This is a genomic window from Nioella sp. (genome assembly GCF_964229645.1).
Lineage (GTDB): Bacteria > Pseudomonadota > Alphaproteobacteria > Rhodobacterales > Rhodobacteraceae > Nioella.
The window spans coordinates 17,960-32,035 of sequence record NZ_CAXREX010000030.1; the positions used below are offsets into that span (position 1 = coordinate 17,960).

At 66.9% G+C, this 14,076-nt stretch carries 14 protein-coding genes; 5 read left to right on the forward strand and 9 right to left on the reverse strand.

Annotated elements, in window-relative coordinates:
- Positions 1 to 56: 56 nt before the first annotated feature.
- The 6 genes from cueR to ACEQXV_RS02235 all read right to left on the reverse strand — a co-directional run bounded on the left by cueR (position 57) and on the right by ACEQXV_RS02235 (position 7,090).
- Positions 57 to 443, reverse strand: coding sequence for a Cu(I)-responsive transcriptional regulator (cueR, locus tag ACEQXV_RS02210; protein ID WP_370267687.1), 387 nt, complete (start codon positions 441 to 443; stop codon positions 57 to 59).
- A gap of 12 nt (positions 444 to 455) precedes the next feature.
- Complete coding sequence (locus ACEQXV_RS02215; RefSeq protein WP_370267688.1) at positions 456 to 2,963, reverse strand: heavy metal translocating P-type ATPase; 2,508 nt, start codon at positions 2,961 to 2,963, stop codon at positions 456 to 458.
- Positions 2,964 to 3,119: 156 nt separating this feature from the next.
- Positions 3,120 to 3,860: a peptidase gene (locus ACEQXV_RS02220; RefSeq protein WP_370253948.1), complete on the reverse strand. Its 741-nt coding sequence runs from the start codon at positions 3,858 to 3,860 to the stop codon at positions 3,120 to 3,122.
- Between the two features lie 38 nt (positions 3,861 to 3,898).
- Positions 3,899 to 4,705: a transglutaminase domain-containing protein gene (locus tag ACEQXV_RS02225; RefSeq protein WP_370267689.1), complete on the reverse strand. Its 807-nt coding sequence runs from the start codon at positions 4,703 to 4,705 to the stop codon at positions 3,899 to 3,901.
- Positions 4,706 to 4,713: 8 nt separating this feature from the next.
- Positions 4,714 to 5,655 carry an alpha-E domain-containing protein gene (locus ACEQXV_RS02230; protein WP_370253949.1) on the reverse strand — a complete coding sequence of 314 codons (942 nt, stop codon included), beginning with the start codon at positions 5,653 to 5,655 and terminating at the stop codon, positions 4,714 to 4,716.
- A 7-nt stretch (positions 5,656 to 5,662) separates the two neighbouring features.
- Positions 5,663 to 7,090: a circularly permuted type 2 ATP-grasp protein gene (locus ACEQXV_RS02235; RefSeq protein ID WP_372525083.1), complete on the reverse strand. Its 1,428-nt coding sequence runs from the start codon at positions 7,088 to 7,090 to the stop codon at positions 5,663 to 5,665.
- Between the two features lie 238 nt (positions 7,091 to 7,328).
- On the opposite strand from ACEQXV_RS02235, the gene ACEQXV_RS02240 reads away from it, so the two are divergent.
- The gene (locus ACEQXV_RS02240) at positions 7,329 to 7,961 is read left to right on the forward strand and encodes a carbonic anhydrase (RefSeq protein ID WP_370253928.1); all 633 of its coding nucleotides are present in this window, start codon (positions 7,329 to 7,331) and stop codon (positions 7,959 to 7,961) included.
- On the forward strand, positions 7,958 to 8,461 hold the full coding sequence (locus ACEQXV_RS02245) for a DUF2478 domain-containing protein (protein WP_370267692.1): 504 nt from the start codon (positions 7,958 to 7,960) through the stop codon (positions 8,459 to 8,461). The genes ACEQXV_RS02240 and ACEQXV_RS02245 overlap by 4 nt, the downstream gene beginning before the upstream one ends.
- On the opposite strand, the gene ACEQXV_RS02250 is transcribed toward ACEQXV_RS02245, so the two are convergent.
- Positions 8,458 to 8,694, reverse strand: a complete 237-nt coding sequence (locus ACEQXV_RS02250) for an Lrp/AsnC ligand binding domain-containing protein (protein ID WP_370253930.1) — start codon at positions 8,692 to 8,694, stop codon at positions 8,458 to 8,460. The two genes, ACEQXV_RS02245 and ACEQXV_RS02250, sit on opposite strands and share 4 nt — an antisense overlap.
- 191 nt (positions 8,695 to 8,885) lie before the next feature.
- Here ACEQXV_RS02250 and ACEQXV_RS02255 point away from each other — a divergent pair, with 191 nt between their 5' ends.
- The 3 genes from ACEQXV_RS02255 to ACEQXV_RS02265 are packed head-to-tail and all read left to right on the forward strand — an operon-like array spanning position 8,886 to position 11,673.
- Positions 8,886 to 9,815, forward strand: coding sequence for a helix-turn-helix domain-containing protein (locus ACEQXV_RS02255; RefSeq protein ID WP_370253932.1), 930 nt, complete (start codon positions 8,886 to 8,888; stop codon positions 9,813 to 9,815).
- Between the two features lie 54 nt (positions 9,816 to 9,869).
- Positions 9,870 to 10,913, forward strand: a complete 1,044-nt coding sequence (locus ACEQXV_RS02260) for a CaiB/BaiF CoA transferase family protein (RefSeq protein ID WP_370267693.1) — start codon at positions 9,870 to 9,872, stop codon at positions 10,911 to 10,913.
- Positions 10,914 to 10,929: 16 nt separating this feature from the next.
- Positions 10,930 to 11,673, forward strand: a complete 744-nt coding sequence (locus ACEQXV_RS02265; protein WP_370267695.1) for an enoyl-CoA hydratase/isomerase family protein — start codon at positions 10,930 to 10,932, stop codon at positions 11,671 to 11,673.
- Here the strand turns inward: ACEQXV_RS02265 and ACEQXV_RS02270 are convergent.
- Both ACEQXV_RS02270 and ACEQXV_RS02275 read right to left on the reverse strand, forming a co-directional pair.
- Positions 11,663 to 12,781, reverse strand: coding sequence for a glycine cleavage T C-terminal barrel domain-containing protein (locus ACEQXV_RS02270; RefSeq protein ID WP_370267696.1), 1,119 nt, complete (start codon positions 12,779 to 12,781; stop codon positions 11,663 to 11,665). The genes ACEQXV_RS02265 and ACEQXV_RS02270 overlap by 11 nt on opposite strands.
- 68 nt (positions 12,782 to 12,849) lie before the next feature.
- Entirely contained in the window at positions 12,850 to 14,076 is a 1,227-nt protein-coding gene (locus ACEQXV_RS02275; protein WP_370267697.1) for an efflux RND transporter periplasmic adaptor subunit, read from the reverse strand.

Sequence of the window (14,076 nt, forward strand, 5' to 3'; positions counted from 1 at the left end):
GCAAAGCCCGCCGGTTCGGGGTTTTTCGATAAAGGTCAGACCGTTGGGCTGGTGCGTCAGCCCTGTTCCAGCTCATTCAGGATCGGGCAGTTGGGCCGGTCATCGCCCGCGCAGGCATGGACCAGGTGGGACAGCGTGCTGCGCATGGCCGACAGTTCCTCGATCTTGCGGTCAATCCGGGTCAGGTGCTCTTTGGCGATGCGCTTGACGTCGCCGCTGGCGCGGGTTTCATCCTCGTAGAGCGCCAGCAGCGCCCGGCAGTCCTCGATGGAAAAGCCAAGGGATCGCGCCCGGCCCAGGAAGGTCAGTTTGTGCAGATCGCTTTCGCGGAAACTGCGATAGCCATTGGACGAGCGCTGCGGCGTGACAAGGCCGATATCCTCGTAATAGCGGATGGTTTTTGGTGGCAGGCCGGATCGCTCGGCCACGTCTCCGATATTCATCGACGGGTCTCCTTATTCGGCGGCTGCCGGGGCCGGGGTTGGGGCGACGGTGCCGCCTACGGGGGGCTCGTTGCCCTCATGGGCCTCGCCCACCCATCTGAGCCGCAGCGCGTTGGACAGCACGAAGACCGATGAAAGCGCCATGGCCCCTGCGGCCAGCGCGGGCGACAGCATCATGCCCGTCAGCGGGAACAGGACGCCAGCCGCGACCGGGATCAGCAACACGTTGTAGCCAAACGCCCAAAAGAGGTTCTGGCGGATATTGGCGATGGTGCGCTGGCTGATGCGCAGGGCGTTGGTAACACCCAGCAGATCGCCCGATATCAGCACCACGTCGGCGGCCTCGATGGCGATGTCTGTGCCGGTGCCGATGGCAATGCCAACATCGGCGGCAGCCAGCGCCGGGGCGTCGTTGATGCCGTCGCCCACGAAGGCCACCGGGCCGCGCCCGCGCAGACGCTCCAGCGCCGTGACCTTGCCTTCGGGCAGGACGCCCGCAACCACGTGGTCGATGCCAAGTTCGCGCGCGATGGCCTCTGCCGTGGCGGGGCTGTCGCCGGTGATCATCGCGGTTTGCAGCCCCATGTCGCGCAGAACGGCCAGCGCCGTGGGGGTCGAGCGCTTGATCGGGTCGGCCACGGCCAGCATCGCGGAAAGCTCTCCGTCCACGGCGGCAAAGAGCACGGTCTTGCCATCGCGCGCCAGTGCTTCGCCCTCGTCCGCCAGCGGGGCGATCTGGATGCCCTCGCTGCCCATGTAGCGGGCGGCACCCACCTGCACCTTGCGGCCCGCGACCATTGCCTCGGCCCCATGCCCGGTAATCGAACGGAAGCTCTCGGCCTCTCGCAGGTCAAGCCCCCGCGCCTTGGCGGCGCGCAGGATAGCCGCGGCAATCGGATGTTCGGACTTTGCCTCGACGCTGGCGACAAGGCGCAGCACCTCTTTCTCGGTCATGCCGATAGGGGTGATCGTGGCCAGTTCCGGGCGCCCTTCGGTCAGCGTTCCGGTCTTGTCGAAGGCCACGATCTGCGTGGCTTGAAGGCTTTGCAGCGCGTCGCCCCGGCGAAAGAGAACGCCCATTTCCGCCGCGCGCCCGGTGCCCACCATGATCGAGGTCGGCGTGGCCAGACCCATGGCGCAGGGGCAGGCGATGATCATGACCGATACGCCCGCGACGAGGGCAAGGCTGAGTGCAGGCGACGGGCCGAAGATCAGCCACACGGCCACGGTCAGCAAGCTGGCGGCGATGACGGCGGGCACGAACCACGCGGTGATGCGGTCGACAAGGCCCTGGATGGGCAGCTTGGCGCCCTGTGCCTCTTCGACCATGGCGATGATCTGGGCCAGCATCGTGTCGCGGCCCACGCGCTCGGCGCGGAAGGTCAGCGCGCCTGCGCCATTGACGGTGCCGCCCACGACCTCGGCCTTGCGGGTCTTGAGCACCGGGATCGGCTCGCCCGTCAGCATCGACTCGTCCACATGGCTTTCGCCCGAGATCACGCGCCCGTCGACGGCGATTTTCTCGCCCGGGCGCACATGCACGATGTCACCGGCCACGACCTCTTCGATGGCGAGATCGATGACCTCACCTCCCCGTTCGACGCGAGCCGTTTTCGCCTGCAAATTCAGAAGCTTGCGGATCGCTTCGCCGGTGCGGCCCTTGGCGCGGGCCTCCATCCAGCGGCCCACGAGGATCAGCACGACGATGACGCCTGCCGCCTCGAAATAGACATGCGCCGTGCCCTCGGGCAGCAGCGACGGGGCGAAGGTGGCGACGGTGGAATAGCCGTAGGCGGCCAGCGTGCCGAGCGCCACCAGCGAGTTCATGTCGGGCGCGCCCTTGAACAGCGCGGGCAGGCCGCGGGTGTAGAAGAGGCGGCCGGGGCCGAGGAGGGTGGCGGTGATCAGCAGGAATTGCAGGATGCGGCTGGTCTGTTCGCCGATCGACATGGCCACGAAATGATGCAGCGCGGGGAAAAGATGCCCGCCCATCTCGACGATGAAGACCGGCAGAACGAGTGCGGCGGCCAGCAGGGTCTTGCGCGCAAGAGACTGAATTTCCTGAGCTTTCCTGTCGTCCACGCTGTCACCCGCATCCCCTTTCACGCGCGCGGCATAGCCCGCTTCGGTGGCGGCGCGGGCGATCTGGGCGGGGCCGGTCTGGCCGAGCAGGTAGTGCACCTGCGCGGTTTCGGTGGCCAGGTTGACCGTGGCCGACAGAACGCCCGGTGCCGCTTGCAGGGCCTTTTCGACCCGTCCCACGCAGGATGCGCAGCTCATGCCTTCGACCGACAGCGTCACATCGGCTTGCGCTGCCGGATAACCTGCTGTTTCCAAAGCTTTTGTCAGGTCTTCCACCCGGACAGCAGGATCGTGCTGAACCTGGGCGCTTTCGCTGGCGAAGCTGACCTCGGCGCTGATCACACCGGGCACGCCGGCCAGCGCGGTTTCAGCGCGGCGCACGCATCCGGCGCAACTCAGGCCGGTGATCTGAAGGTGGGTTTTGGCTTGGTCCAGCATGGCGGACTCCCTTGGGCCGAATCTTCACTCAGCAGGGTAGATAAGGGTTCCAGTCAATGGAAGGTCAAGGGACGTCCGGACAAAAAAACAGGGGGGCGCCGGGCGTGCACCCCCTGTACACCCCCCGTACACCCCCCGTGCAGACGAAACGGCGTTTCAGGCGTCGGGGAAGGTGAAGTCCGGCAGCTCGCGGAAGGCGTTCTTCAGCGCCACGCCCCAGCCGGTCGAGATCTCATCGAAATAGGCATTGTCGGCCTGGACCCGCATCACCTTGCCGCGCGCGAGGCTGCCGGTGGTGTAGGCGTGCAGGTCGAGCGGCAGGCTGACCGAAAGGTTGGCCTTGATGGTGGAATCGAAGGACACGAGCAGAAGCTTGATCGCGTCCTCGAAGCTCATCTCCGGCTCGAAGGCGCGCACCAGGATCGGGCGGCCATACTTGGTTTCACCGATCTGGAAGAAGGGCGTGTCCTCGCTGGCCTCGATGAAGTTGCCTTCGGGGTAGATCATGAACAGGCGCGCCTCGCCGTCGCCGATCTGCCCGCCCACGATGATGGTGGCCGAGAACATGGCGTCGGCCTGCTGGCCGCTGTCGGCGTGGGTGGCGATGACCTCTTTCAGCGTGTTGCCGATCAGCGTGGCGACCTGGAACATCGACCTGGCCCGGAAGATGCCCGGATTGCGGTCATCGGGGGCCTTGCCGCGTTCTTCCAGCAGGCTGACCACGGCCTGCGTGGTGGCCAGGTTGCCCGCCGTCATGATGGTGATGCAGCGTTCGCCCGGTTCCTCGAAGATGAACATCTTGCGGAAGGTCGAGATGTTGTCGATGCCCGAATTGGTGCGTGTGTCCGACATGAACACCAGCCCCTTGTCCAGCTTCAGTCCCACGCAATAGGTCACGGCCAAGCCTTTCTCGATTCTGGCGCCTAGAAAGCAGCCTATTGCTGAACTTGCAAGCTGACTTGAAGATGCTCGTCCCCCGGCCCCTGGCGAATGCCCATGATCGGGGCCGCGTCGCGGTAACAGCGCCCGGTGGCCACGCGCACGTATCGGGCATCGGGCGAGATGCCATTCGACACGTCGAAGCCCACCCATCCGAGGGTCTCGGTCCAGACCTCGCACCAGGCGTGGCTGGCGTCCTGGTCCACCCGGTCGTTCATCATCAGGTAGCCCGAGATGTAGCGCGCGGGATGCCCCAGCAGGCGCGCGGCCGCGATCATGATCTGGGCATGGTCCTGGCAGACGCCGTGGCCTGCGACCAGGGCCGTCTCGGCGGGGGTGTCGCTGTCGGTGCGGCCCGGTTCGTAGCGCACCTGCGACAGGATCTGCGCCGACAAAGCGTGCAGCTGCGCCAGCGTGTCTTCCTCGCCATGTTCGGCCTTCACCTGCCGCGCCAGGGCCCGCAGGGCCGGGCCGGGGGTGGTCATCTGGGTGGGGGCCTCGAACAGCCAAAGCGGCGCAAAGCCCTTGTGGGTGCCGATGATGCCGTGGCGGTCCTCGACCTCGACGGTGCCTTCGCTGACGATCTCGATCCGGGTTGCGCCGGGATCGACCCGCACCAGTTCGGTGTGGTTGACGAACTGGTCGTCGAAACTGACCTGCTTGGTGCCGCCGGTGATGGTCGAGCGCCAGTCGAGCACCGTCTGCCCGTGGCCTGAGCGCGGGATCAGACGCAGCTGTTGCAGCGCATAATGCACCGGCTGGTCGTAGGTGTAGGTGGTCACATGCCGGATCGAGAGGCGCATGGGCAGGCCTATTGGTAGAAGCGGAAGTCGGTTTCGATGCGCTGGGCAAGCTCGGCGGTGTCGGTGATCGAGGCGCTGAGGAATTCGTGCAGGCCCTCGTCGAAGACATCCTCGATCGTGGCCCCGTCGAGCCGTGCGCAGGTCTGGTCGGCCAGGTCGTGGCTGGGGTGGCGGGTGCCGTAGTCGCGCGCCAGGTGGCCCAGGTTCTCGCCGATCTTGGCATAGCAGAAGGCCAGCGACCGGGGCATGCGGCGGTCGAGGATCAGGAAATCGGCGATGCCCTGGGGGCTGGTCTCTCCGCCATTGAGCCAGCGGTAGCTGGTTTCGGCCGAGACCGAGCGCAGGATCACCTCCCATTGCACGTTGTCGATCCGGCTGCCCACGAAAGAGGCCGAGGGCAAGAGCACGTAATATTTCACGTCGAGGATGCGGGCGGTGTTGTCGGCCCGTTCCAGGAAGGTGCCAAGCCGCGAGAAGGCGAAGATGTCGTTGCGCAGCATGGTGCCGTGCAGCGCCCCGCGCACGACCGAGGTGCGATAGCGGATGGTGGCCAGCAGGTCATGCAGGTTGCGTTCCGAGACCGGGCGGGCGAGCGCCTCCTTCAACGCCATCCAGCATTCGTTCACCGCCTCCCACACTTCCGAGGACAGTGCCGTTCGCACAAGCCGCGCATTCGAGCGCGTGGCCTCGATGGAGTTGAGCACCGAGGAGGGGTTGTCGCGGTCGCGCAGCAGGAAGTTGATGACCGGCGCGGCCTCGAAGCTGTCGTGCTTGAGGCTGTAGGCATGGTCGATGCCCGCGGTGGTGACGACCGATTGCCATTCGTTGGAATCGTCGTCGCTGCGCGTCAGCGCGATGCGCCAGCCCGCCTCCAGAAGACGTGCGGTGTTTTCGGCCCGTTCGAGATAACGGAACATCCAGAAGAGGCCGCCTGCGGTTTTTCCCAGCATCATCGGCTCAGTCCCCCAGAACCCAGGTGTCTTTGGTGCCGCCGCCCTGGCTGGAATTGACCACCAGCGAGCCCTTCTTGAGCGCGACGCGGGTCAGCCCGCCGGGCGTGATCTCGATCTTGTTGGGCGAAACCAGCACGAAGGGGCGCAGGTCCACGTGGCGCGGCGCAAGCCCCGCCTTGGTCAGGATCGGCACGGTGGACAGCGCCAGCGTGGGTTGCGCGATGTAGTTCGAGGGGCGGGCGCGCAGCTTTTTCTCAAACGCCGCGATCTCCTTTTTCGAGGCGGCCGGCCCCACCAGCATGCCATAACCGCCCGAGCCGTGCACCTCCTTGACCACGAGTTCGGACAGGTGATCGAGCACGTAGTTGAGCGAGTCCTCCTCCGAGCAGCGCCAGGTGGGCACGTTTTGCAGGATCGCCCGCTCGCCGGTGTAGAACTCGACGATATCGGGCATGTAGGAATAGAGCGCCTTGTCATCGGCGATGCCGGTGCCGGGGGCATTGGCGATGGTGATGCCGCCCGCGCGGTAGACATCCATGATGCCGGGCACGCCAAGCAGGCTTTCTGGGTTGAAGGTCAGCGGATCGAGATACTCGTCATCGACCCGCCGGTAGAGCACGTCGATCGGGTGATAGCCTTCGGTGGTGCGCATGGCCACGCGGCCGTTTTCGACCCGCAGGTCATGGCTTTCCACCAGTTCCGCGCCCATCTGGTCGGCCAGGAAGGCATGTTCGAAATAGGCCGAGTTGTGGATGCCCGGGGTCAGCACGGCGACGGTGGGCTTGCCCACGGTTCCCTCGGGCGCGCAGTCGGCCAGCGAGCGGCGCAGAAGCTGGGGGTAGGCGCTGACCGGGCGCACCTTCAGCTGGCTGAAAAGCTCGGGGAACATCTGGAGCATGGTTTCGCGGTTTTCCAGCATGTAGCTGACGCCCGAGGGCGTGCGCGCATTGTCCTCCAGCACGAAGAATTCGTTTTCGCCCGTGCGCACTAGGTCGGTCCCGACGATATGGGTATAGACGCCGCCCGGAGGGTTCACGCCCACCATTTCCGGCAGGAAGGCCGAGTTCTTCGAGATGATCTCCTGCGGGATGCGGCCCGCGCGGATGATTTCCTGGCGGTGGTAGATGTCGTGCAGGAAGGCGTTGATCGCGCGCACCCGCTGCTCGATGCCCCGTTCCAGCGTCGCCCATTCGCGCGCCGAGATGATGCGCGGCACGATGTCGAAGGGAATGAGCCGCTCGTCCGCTTCCTTCTGGCCATAGACGTTGAAGGTGATGCCGATCCGGCGAAAGAAGGCCTCGGCCTCTGCCGATTTGCGGCGCAGGTCCTTGAGGTTCTCGCCGCTGAACCAGTCGTGATAGGCGGCATAGGGCGGTCGCGGCCGGTCGGCGGCGTCCAGCATTTCATCGAAAGTTTTGCGCGTGCTTGCCATTAGATCACTATGAGATGGTTTTCAGCTTAATCAATTGGCAAATGCATGGGGGCGGGATGCAAGCGACGGCCCTGCGCCAGTAGGGGTCTGCCGTTGTCCGGGCTGATATTGCCCGAAAAAGCGGCGTAAGCGTCAGGGGCTTGCATGCAATTGCGGCGCTACGGGGTTGACCGGGGCGGGTCTTGCCCGCTTCCATGACGTTAGGGAAAGACGGGCGCAACGACAGGGACGGGGACACATGCTGCACAAGCTTCTGGAGCGAAACGCGGTCTGGGCGGCCATGCGCCGGGCCGAGGACCCCGGCTATTTCGAGCAATTGTCGAAGGGGCAGGAGCCCACCTATCTCTGGATCGGCTGCTCCGACAGCCGGGTGCCGGAAAACGTGGTGGGCGGGCTCGGCCCCGGCGAGATCTTCGCCCATCGCAACGTGGCCAACCTGGTGCATTCGACGGATGTGAACCTGCTCAGCGCGCTGGAATTCGGCGTGAACGAGCTTGGCATCCGCGAGATCATCGTCTGCGGCCATACCGGCTGTGGCGGGATCGCGGCGGCGATGCGCGGACCGCTGGAGGGGGTGGCCGATCACTGGCTGGAAACGATCCGGCGGTTGGCGCGGCGCAACGAAGAGGTGCTGTCGGCGCTGCCCGAGGGCCCGGCGCGCAACGACAAGCTGGCCGAGATTTCGGTGGTCGAGATGGTCGATCGGCTGTGCGAGACCCCGGTTCTGCGCAAGGCCTGGGCGCGGGGCATGGCGGTTTCCGTGCACGGGTTGATCTACCGGCTGTCGCAGGGCGAGCTGGACAACCTTGACGTGACGCGCACCGGGGCGCATCTGGAAGGCGGAAAGCCGGGGGCGGGACGAACAGCATGAAGATCGGATACGTGATGTCGCCGGGGCGCGGGGACGTGGACCTTGTGCTCAAGCGCTTCGCCGAGGCGCTGATGGCGCGCGGTGTCGCGGTCGCGGGCGTTGTGCAGACCAACACCGATTGCGGCCCCGCGAAGCCTTGCGACATGGATGTGCAGGTGCTGCCCGACGGTCCGGTGCTGCGCATCAGCCAGGACCTTGGCCCCGGATCGCGCGGCTGCCGGCTGGACCCCGAGGCGCTGGAGCGGGCCGTTGGGCTGGTGGGCGGACGGCTGGCGGGCGATACCGGGCTGCTGGTGGTCAACAAGTTCGGCAAGCAGGAGGCCGAGGGCCGGGGCTTTCGCGAGGTGATCGGCGCGGCGCTGTCGGAGGGTGTGCCGGTGATCGTGGGGCTGAATGCGCTGAACCGGCCCGCCTTCGAGGCTTATGCGGGCGAACTGGCCGAAGCCGTTTCCCCCGAGGTCGGAGCGCTTCTGGACTGGTTCGAGGGGGCGGCTGCCTAGAAGGCCTTGAAGGTCAGCGTGGTCAGCGTGCGCTCGATCCCCGGCACGTCGAGCAGGTTGTCGTTGATGTAGCGCCCGATATCTTCGCCCGCCGGAATGATGAGCTTCACCATCAGGTCGTATTCGCCCGAGGTCGAGTAGAGCTCGGCATGGATTTCCTTCAGCACGATCTGGAAGGCCACGTCATAAGCGGTGCCGGGCTTGCAACGGATCTGGACGAAGACGGTCTGCATGGGGTTCCTCACGGGTCTGTGCCTGCGCGCCAGAAGACCCCGGATCGGGTCCGGGTGCAAGGGGCGGGGGATCTTGCGTCGAGGCAAGAGGCACGTGGCGCGCTGACGTGCCGTGCGCGAAACACCCCGGGTCGCCTTGGGGCGCATCTCGGCCCTATGCCGCGTGGCCGGTTGCCGCTAGGCTCGCGCCCATGACCACGCGACTGCCCTACCGGTTCCTGCTGCTTCCGGGCTTCGATCTGGCGGCCCTTGGCGCGGCCTCGACGGCGCTGACCGAGGCCGGGGTGGACTTTCAGACCACCGCGCTCGGTGCCGCCCCGGTGCCGGGTGACAGCGGCGTGCACGTGGCCCATGCCGGCCCCGTTCCGCCGGTGGAGCCGGGCGATGCAACGGTGGTGTTCTCGGGGCTGGAGCTTGACGAGGCCACCCGCGAAGCGGCGCTGGCGGTGCTGCGGCGCACCCTGCGCCAGCAGGGGCGGATCTGGGGCGTGGGCGCAGGGGCCTGGCTGCTGGCGCAGCTGGCCTTGCCCCCTGAAACGGTGCTGTCGGTGAACCCGGTCACGGCGGCGGCGCTGGACGAGATGCGGCGCAAACCCGCGATGACCGATGCGCCCTTCGTCTGGACCCCGCGCGTGGCCACGGCCCGTGCTGCCCATGTCGCGGCACTGATCCGCTACGACCTTGCGATCGACCGCGCCAGTGCGCCCGACACAGCGCCGCTTGCAGCCGCCGATACCGGGGCCGAGGCCGCGCGGTCGCAGCTTCTGCCGCTGGATGAGCGCTATTCCACCCGGCACAAGACCGTGGTGGCGGGGCTGGAGATCATGCGCGCGAACCTCTTTCGCCCGGTTTCGATCGCGGCGCTGGCCCTGTCGCTTGGCCTGTCACAGCGCCAGCTGGAGCGGCTCTTCGAACGGGAACTGGGCGACACGCCGGGGCCGATCTACCGCGAAATGCGGCTGGAAGCGGCGCGGATCGAAGTGCGCCAGGGCCGCCGCCCGATGCAGGAGATCGCCCATGATTTCGGCTTCACCTCGGGCAGTTTTTCCAAGACCTACCTGCGCCAGTTCGGCGTAACCCCCAGCACCGACCGCCGCGCCGCCGTTACCGGGACCGATTGACCGCTTGACCCCACCCGCCCCGCCGCCATGCTGGCGGGCAAAGGGAGACCAGGCATGACGACAGGCGGCGGCCCGCTCGCGGGATTGAAGGTGGTGGAAATGGTGGGGCTCGGCCCCGGGCCCTTCGCGGGAATGCTGCTGGCTGACATGGGGGCCGAGGTGATCGCGGTGGACCGGCCCGGCGGCGCGTCGATCGTGCTGCCCCGTGACATCAGCTGGCGCGGCAAGACACGGGTGGAGCTTGACCTCAAGACGCGCGCGGGGCGGGCGGCGGTGCTCGATCACCTGGCCACGGCAGATGCGCTGATCGAGGGCAACCGACCCGGCGTGATGGAACGGCTCGGGCTTGGGCCCGAGGACTGCTGGCAGATCAATCCCCGGCTGGTCTATGGCCGCATGACCGGATGGGGGCAGGAGGGGCCGCTGGCACAGGCGGCGGGCCATGACCTCAACTACATCGCGCTGGCGGGGGCCCTGCACCCGATGGGTGCGCCCGACGCGCCGCCGCCGGTGCCCCTCAACCTTGTGGGCGATTACGGCGGCGGGGCGATGTTCCTGGCCTTCGGCATGATGGCCGCGCTGTGGGAGGCACAGCGCTCGGGCAGGGGGCAGGTGGTGGATGCGGCGATGGTGGACGGGGCTTCGCTGATGATGACCTTCTTCCATTCGCTGATGGCCTCGGGCTGGTGGGCGCAGGAGCGGGGGGCCAATTTCCTTGACGGCGGCGCGCATTTCTACGGCTGCTATGCCTGCGCGGACGGAAAATTCGTCAGCGTCGGCGCGATCGAACTGCCCTTCATGAAAGTGCTGGTCGAGAAGATGGACCTGCCCGAAAGCTGGCTGGAACGGCACATGGACCGCGAAAGCTGGCCCGAACTGAAAGCCGAGTTGGCCGTGCGATTTGCCACGCGCCCGCAAGCCGAGTGGTGCGCGCTGCTGGAAGGCACGGACGCCTGTTTCGCCCCGGTCCTGCCCGTGTGGGAAGCGCATGAGCATCCCCACGCGCTGGCGCGTCACGCGTTCATTCGGCGCGAAAACGTGGTAGAACCAGCCCCTGCGCCGCGCTTTTCGCGGACGAAACCCGATCTGGCGAAATAGATATGAAGGAGATTTGATGACCAGGATTCTTTGCGAAACATTTGATACCTATGCGATTTTGACACTCAACAAACCTGCGCGCCGCAATGTTCTGGGCACGCAGACCGCCCTGGACCTGCAGACTCACCTGGCCGCTTTGGCCGAGGATGATACCTGCCGTGCGGTCATTCTGACCGGAGCCGGGAAAGGCTTTTGCGCGGGCAGCGATCTGAGGGAACTTGCAGCGCTGGACCTGGACGGGCGCGTGGCGCATGAGGCGGCGACCGCGGCTGCGGTGCGGGCGATTTCGGCCCATCCCGTGCCGGTAATTGCGGCGGTGGAGGGCCACGCCCTGGGCGGTGGCTTCGTTCTGGCCACGGCTTGCGATCTGGTGGTGACCGGGTGTTTGGCCAGATGGTCGATGCCGGAGGTGCCCAAGGGGTTCTTCCCACCCTGGGGCATGGCCCCTCTGCTGGCGCGGGTTGGTCCGGCGCGGGCGCAGCTGATCGTCTTGGGCATCGAGGAATTGTCCGGCGAGGATGCGGTGAAGGCCGGGGTGGCGGACCAGCTGAGCTGGGATGAAAAGGCGCTGGACTCCGCCAAAGGAGCGGCCAAGCGCATTGCCCTGCTGCCCGAAAGCGCCGCGCGCAAGGTGAAGGGCTTCTTCGGACCCGATATGGCCGCGCGGGCCGAGGCGATGGATGCCCGCGCCAGCGCGCTCTTTGCCGAGGATTGCGACGGGCCCGCCGCGCGGGAAACCTTCGCGCGCTTCAGGCGCTGAAGGGCAGGGGCACGATTCGGACGCTGCGGTCCCCGTCAGGCAGGTGCAGCGAGAGCCCGGTGCTATCCGGGCCGAGCCCCATCTCGGCGATCCCCAGGCCGAGGGTTTTGCCAAAACGCCGGGAATGGGCGATTTCGCTGATGAAGCCGACCGGACGGCCCTGGTGGAAGAGATCCAGGGGGTGTTCGTTGCCCGTTACCGGGGCACCATCGACCTCGATGCCGATGCGCTGGCGGCGGGGACCTTCGGCAGCAAGGCGCACAAGCGCGTCGCGCCCGATGAAATCGTGGCCCGTTTCAAGGTCGATCATGGCCCCGAAACCCATTTCGAAGGGCGTCACGGGATGGGTCTGGCGGCGCATGTCGGCGCCGTAGGAAATAAGCCCGCTTTCCAGCCGCTCCACGTCATTGGGCGCGCCGGGGCCGATGCCGTAGGGCTGACCCGCGGCCCTGACCTTCGCCCAGAGCGCGTCACCTCGCGCGCTGTCCATCAGGTAGAGTTCATATCCCCCCTGCTTGGACCAGCCCGAGCGGGCGAGGACCAAGGGGATGCCGTCAAGCTCGGTCTCGCGGAACCAGAAATAGCGCAGGTCCCTGATCCAGTCGCCAAAGAGCGCGGCGGTCACTTCGACGGCGAGCGGCCCCTGGATTGCAAGGGGCGAGACATCGGGTTCGCTGACCTCAACATGCAGGCCCCGCTCGGCCGCGATCCCCGCGGCCCAGAGCTGCACGTCGCTGTCGGCGATCGAGAGCCAGAACCGGTCCTCGGCCAGTTTCAGCAGCACCGGGTCGTTGATCAGGTAGCCCTGATGGTCGCAAAGCGGCACGTAGCGGCCCTGGCCCACCCTGGTGCCGTCGAGATTGCGCGGGGTCAGAAGCTGTGCCAGCCGGCCCGCATCGGGGCCAAAAAGCTGGACCTGACGCTGCGCGGCCACGTCCCACATCGCCACCCCGTTCAGGAGCCGGTCATACTCGGCCTGCGGATCACCGAAATTGCCCGGAATATACATGTGGTTGTAGACCGAGAAGCTTTGCACCCCCTCGGCCACGGTGGCCGCGAAATAGGGGGATTTGCGGATGTTCGGACCGATATGGATACGGTAACTCATGACCTGCCTTGGCGGTTGCGATGCTCGGCGCAGCTAAGCGGGAAACCGCGAAGGGGGCAAGCCGGAGGTCAGTTGACCACGCGCGGGGCGACCGAGAGACCCTCGGTGATCGCGGCAGAGGGGTAGAGGATGACGCTGTCGCCCTCGGCCAGCCCGTCCAGCACCTCGGCCTCGATTCCGTTGTTATGGCCCAGTTCGACCGGGTGAATGGATGCGGTGCCATCGGTCACGGCAAAGACGGCCCATCCGCCCTGGTGGCGGAAGAGCGCGGCCGAGGGCACGATCAGTGCCGCCTCCGCTTCCCAGACCACGATGCGGGTTTCGACTCGGAAGCCGTGGCCGAGCCCCTCGTGTTCTTCGCGCGCAGAGGTGAAGTCGATGCGCACGTTGACGCGCTGTTCCTCGACGCCGAGGGCGGAAAACTGGGTGGTGCCGAAGGGATCGACCCGGGTCACGGTGCCCGCGAGCGGCCGGGGCTGGCCCCAGTTCTCGATGATCACGCGGTCGCCGGGGCTGACCTGCACGGCATCGGTCGACAGCAGGGCCACGGTGACGGCCAGGTCGCCCGCGATGTCGCCGATTTCCATGATCGGCGTGCCGGCGGGCAGGGTGGTTTCGCTTTGCTGGATCACCCGCAGGATGGTGCCATCGGCGGGCGCGGTCAGGGGAATGGCGTGGTCGGTGCTGGCGATCGCCCCCCAAAGCCCCTGGTCGTCGAAGCTGATCAGCCGGGCCTGGGCGATTTGAAGGTCGGCCTCGCGCATGGCGATGGCGGCCTCGGCGGTATCGACGGTGGCATCGGCGGCGCGCGCGGCGCGTTCGGCCCGGTCGAGCGCGGCCTGGCTGACGGTGCCGCTTTCGGCCAGCTGCGCGGTGCGTTCAAGGTCGGTGCGCGCAAGATCCTGTTCGGCCAGGGCCGCGTTGCGGTCGGCTTGGGCCACGCGCAGCGCCGCTTCGGCGGCGGCCACGGCGGCGCGCGCCTGTTCGCGCGACGAGATGTCGAGCGCGGCGGGGTTCAGCGGCTCCATCACCGCGACCTGGGTCTGCCCGCGCGTGACCGGGTCGCCCGGTTCCACCTCGACCCGCAGCAACCGCCCGGCCACCGGGGTCGAGACCACGTAGGCGTCGCGCACCAGCGTGCGGCCCTCTTCGTCGATGGTCACCATCATCGGGCCGCGCGCCACGCTGCCAAGGTCCACCAGCACTGGCTGCGGCCAGAAGGCGGCCGTAAGCGCCCCGGCCACGATCACCATCGCGCCGATCGTCAGGGGCAGTCTGGAACGTCTGCGGGCCAT

What these genes read in the sequence shown, in the direction of transcription:
- cueR (WP_370267687.1), bottom strand. Translation starts at nt 443, where the DNA reads ATGAATATCGGAGACGTGGCCGAGCGATCCGGCCTGCCACCAAAAACC.
- ACEQXV_RS02215 (WP_370267688.1), bottom strand. Translation starts at nt 2,963, where the DNA reads ATGCTGGACCAAGCCAAAACCCACCTTCAGATCACCGGCCTGAGTTGC.
- ACEQXV_RS02225 (WP_370267689.1), bottom strand. Translation starts at nt 4,705, where the DNA reads ATGCGCCTCTCGATCCGGCATGTGACCACCTACACCTACGACCAGCCG.
- ACEQXV_RS02230 (WP_370253949.1), bottom strand. Translation starts at nt 5,655, where the DNA reads ATGCTGGGAAAAACCGCAGGCGGCCTCTTCTGGATGTTCCGTTATCTC.
- ACEQXV_RS02235 (WP_372525083.1), bottom strand. Translation starts at nt 7,090, where the DNA reads ATGGCAAGCACGCGCAAAACTTTCGATGAAATGCTGGACGCCGCCGAC.
- ACEQXV_RS02240 (WP_370253928.1), top strand. Translation starts at nt 7,329, where the DNA reads ATGCTGCACAAGCTTCTGGAGCGAAACGCGGTCTGGGCGGCCATGCGC.
- ACEQXV_RS02245 (WP_370267692.1), top strand. Translation starts at nt 7,958, where the DNA reads ATGAAGATCGGATACGTGATGTCGCCGGGGCGCGGGGACGTGGACCTT.
- ACEQXV_RS02250 (WP_370253930.1), bottom strand. Translation starts at nt 8,694, where the DNA reads ATGCAGACCGTCTTCGTCCAGATCCGTTGCAAGCCCGGCACCGCTTAT.
- ACEQXV_RS02255 (WP_370253932.1), top strand. Translation starts at nt 8,886, where the DNA reads ATGACCACGCGACTGCCCTACCGGTTCCTGCTGCTTCCGGGCTTCGAT.
- ACEQXV_RS02260 (WP_370267693.1), top strand. Translation starts at nt 9,870, where the DNA reads ATGACGACAGGCGGCGGCCCGCTCGCGGGATTGAAGGTGGTGGAAATG.
- ACEQXV_RS02265 (WP_370267695.1), top strand. Translation starts at nt 10,930, where the DNA reads ATGACCAGGATTCTTTGCGAAACATTTGATACCTATGCGATTTTGACA.
- ACEQXV_RS02270 (WP_370267696.1), bottom strand. Translation starts at nt 12,781, where the DNA reads ATGAGTTACCGTATCCATATCGGTCCGAACATCCGCAAATCCCCCTAT.
- ACEQXV_RS02275 (WP_370267697.1), bottom strand. Translation starts at nt 14,076, where the DNA reads ATGGCCCGCAGACGTTCCAGACTGCCCCTGACGATCGGCGCGATGGTG.